This is a genomic window from Saccharothrix coeruleofusca (assembly GCF_014648515.1).
GTDB lineage: Bacteria > Actinomycetota > Actinomycetes > Mycobacteriales > Pseudonocardiaceae > Actinosynnema > Actinosynnema coeruleofuscum.
In genome coordinates this window covers 1-1,556 of the sequence record NZ_BMRG01000017.1, presented here as the reverse complement: position 1 = coordinate 1,556, position 1,556 = coordinate 1, and the positions used below count along the sequence as shown (strand labels likewise).

3 protein-coding genes are annotated in these 1,556 nt (G+C 74.6%); 2 read left to right on the top strand and 1 reads right to left on the bottom strand.

Annotated elements, in window-relative coordinates; all coding sequences use genetic code 11:
* Together IEZ00_RS29030 and IEZ00_RS29025 are read left to right on the top strand one after the other, a co-directional pair.
* Positions 1 to 812: MerR family transcriptional regulator (locus tag IEZ00_RS29030; RefSeq protein WP_189226548.1), on the top strand; the 812-nt coding region annotated here is incomplete at its 5' end.
* Between the two features lie 56 nt (positions 813 to 868).
* Entirely contained in the window at positions 869 to 1,156 is a 288-nt protein-coding gene (locus IEZ00_RS29025; RefSeq protein ID WP_189226547.1) for a WhiB family transcriptional regulator, read from the top strand.
* A gap of 10 nt (positions 1,157 to 1,166) precedes the next feature.
* Here IEZ00_RS29025 and IEZ00_RS29020 read toward each other — a convergent pair.
* A partial coding sequence (locus IEZ00_RS29020) for a sunset domain-containing protein (RefSeq protein WP_373293219.1) occupies positions 1,167 to 1,556 on the bottom strand: 390 nt, incomplete at its 5' end.

The following is a 1,556-nucleotide window of genomic DNA, read 5'->3' as shown; positions in this document are numbered from 1 at the left end:
CCCCCACCACGCTGCGGACCTGGGACCGGCGCTACGGCTTGGGGCCGAGCAGCAGGCAGGAGGGCAAGCACCGGCGGTACTCGCCCGAGGACGTGGCCCGGCTGCGCCGGATGCTCGCGCTGACCGGGCAGGGCGTGGCGCCCGCCGCCGCGGCGGCCATGGCGCTGGGCGACGCGCCCACCGCGCCACCGGACGAACCCGAGCGGGCAGAAGGCGCGAGCGCCGCGGAACGGCGCGGTTTCGCCCGCGCCGCGGAACGGCTGGACCTGCCGCTGATGGTCGAGCTGGCCGGGCAGCTCGTGCGGCGGCACGGCGTGGTGCGCGCCTGGGAGACCGCGCTGGCGCCCTACCTGGTGTCGCTGGGCGAGCGCACCGCGGCGCGGGAGGACGGGGTGGAGGTGGAGCACCTGGCGACCGCGAGCATCCTGCGCGCCCTGCACGCCGTGCCCGCCCCACCGGAGAACGGCAGGTTGCCCGCGCTGCTGGCGTGCGCACCGGAGGAGCAGCACTCGCTGCCCCTGGATGCGCTGGCCGCCGCGCTGGCCGAACGCGGCTGCGCCGCCCGCAACCTGGGCGCCAGGGTGCCACCGGAGGCGCTGCTGGGCGCTGCGGCGCTGCTCTCCCCCGTTGTCGTCGTGCTGTGGGCGCACGCCCCCCGGTACGCGGAGGCGGCCCCGGCGGAACGGTTGGCGGAACGCGGTCACAGCGTGGTGGTCGGAGGACCTGGTTGGGGGGCGCCTCCGCCGGGCATCCGGGTGATGCGGTCGCTCTCCGAAGCGGTCACCACCGTGCTCGAGTTGAACCGATTCTGAATCGAATTTAGGCTGGGCGAGCCAGCGGGTTCCCTCCGGACCGAGGACGTGGTCGCATGCCCGAACTGTCCCGACTGCCCCAGCCCACCGCCGAGTCCTGGGACTGGCAGCTGCGCGGCCTGTGTCGGGGGATGGACAGCGCGCTGTTCTTCCACACGCCGAACGAACGCGGCCCGGCACGACGCCAGCGCGAGGAACGGGCCAAGCAGGTGTGCGCTCACTGCCCGGTGCTGGCGCGGTGCCGAGAGCACGCGCTGGAGGTGGAGGAGACCTACGGGATCTGGGGCGGGCTGGGCGAGAGCGAGCTGCGCCGGTTGATCGCACGACAGCACCGGCGCGGCTGACGCCCCGTGATCAGTCCTGGCGCGCGCCCGCCTTGGGACGCCACTGGGTGTACCCGGCCCGCTCTGCCTCGGCGACCGAGCTGAAGGTGACATCGCCCTTCATGCGGCGGAAGTAGGGCGAGTCCGGGGTGTGGAAGATCATCGACTTGGAGCTGCCCTTGATCAGGACCGGTTCGGCGTCGGGAGCCGGGGCTGCCACGGGTGCGGCCTCCGCGACGGGCTCGGTCGCGACGGCGACCGGCTCGGCAGCAGCGGGCTCGACGGCAACGGGCTCCGACTCGACGGACGCCACCACAGGCTCGGCAGCGGGCTCGACGGCAGCGGGCTCGACCGGTGCGGGAACCTCGGCAACAGGCTCTGCGGCGGGCTCGGGAGCGGATTCCGCCACCACGGACTCGGC

Bases quoted from the DNA above. Each gene is read 5' to 3' on its own strand.
- IEZ00_RS29025 (WP_189226547.1), top strand. From the start codon at position 869: ATGCCCGAACTGTCCCGACTGCCCCAGCCCACCGCCGAGTCCTGGGAC.